Source organism: Mesorhizobium sp. M2A.F.Ca.ET.037.01.1.1 (assembly GCF_003998075.1).
Classification (GTDB): domain Bacteria; phylum Pseudomonadota; class Alphaproteobacteria; order Rhizobiales; family Rhizobiaceae; genus Mesorhizobium.
This window is the reverse complement of the sequence record NZ_RZSA01001606.1, coordinates 1-780: the sequence shown is the minus strand read 5'-3', so window position 1 is coordinate 780 and position 780 is coordinate 1. Positions and strand designations below refer to the sequence as shown.

General features: G+C 56.7%; 1 protein-coding gene and 1 pseudogene. One reads left to right on the top strand and one right to left on the bottom strand.

Going from position 1 to position 780, the window contains the following annotated elements; translation table 11 throughout:
• A pseudogene (locus EOA27_RS38685) lies at positions 1-98 on the top strand (transposase); the annotation flags it as partial.
• A gap of 298 nt (positions 99-396) precedes the next feature.
• Here EOA27_RS38685 and EOA27_RS38680 read toward each other — a convergent pair.
• A partial coding sequence (locus tag EOA27_RS38680; protein WP_145970913.1) for a TauD/TfdA family dioxygenase occupies positions 397-780 on the bottom strand: 384 nt, incomplete at its 5' end.

Sequence of the window (780 nt, the reverse complement as noted above, 5' to 3'; positions counted from 1 at the left end):
ATCACGACCAGCAGATATCGAAAGCTGGCAATCCGAGGCTGCGAACGACGCTGATCCAGACGGCTTGGCTCTGGCTTCGCCATCAACCGCGATCGGCGCCAACCAATGACGCGGCTTGCGCCGAGACTTCAAAGGCTCTGCGGTCAGAACCTCGCATGTTGATGATAATTCTGTCGCTCATAGCTCTGATTCCGAGGGATGCCGCCCCCTTGTTCCGAAATGATCTCGCCCCCGGTTTCGACAATTAGTGGGTACTTCAAGACGCGGGAGAGTAAGTCGCTGCCAGGTCTGCCAGGCGTATGTTGAAATCTTCTTTTATCGATGCTGCCCGCCAAAACGGGATTCCGGGTCGTTCACTGCGGCCCCATTGTCTTGGCCGGCTTTGTTTTCACGGACTCAGCTAGTGGACGACGCCGCGGAAGGCTGCTTGATTATCTTGATACGAGCGACACTGCACCGGCCGTCAACGCTGAGGGGTACCTCGCCATCGACGGCCACGCGACGAACGACGCGAGGCTCGTCGCCGTAATCCCTAGCTGCATAATGCATCGTAGCGCGGTTGTCCCAGATAACGACATCGCCCTGCTTCCAGTTCCAGCGCACAGTGTTTTCCGGTGCGGTGATATGAGACTCGAATAAATCGAATAGCTTTTGGCCGTCATGTTTCGGCACGTCAACAAAACGTTTGACGTAAAAACCGAGCACCAGCGTTCGCTCGCCGGTTTGGGGGTGGACACGAACAACCGGATGCTCGGTCTCGAACGTCGCTCTAGTAAGCCC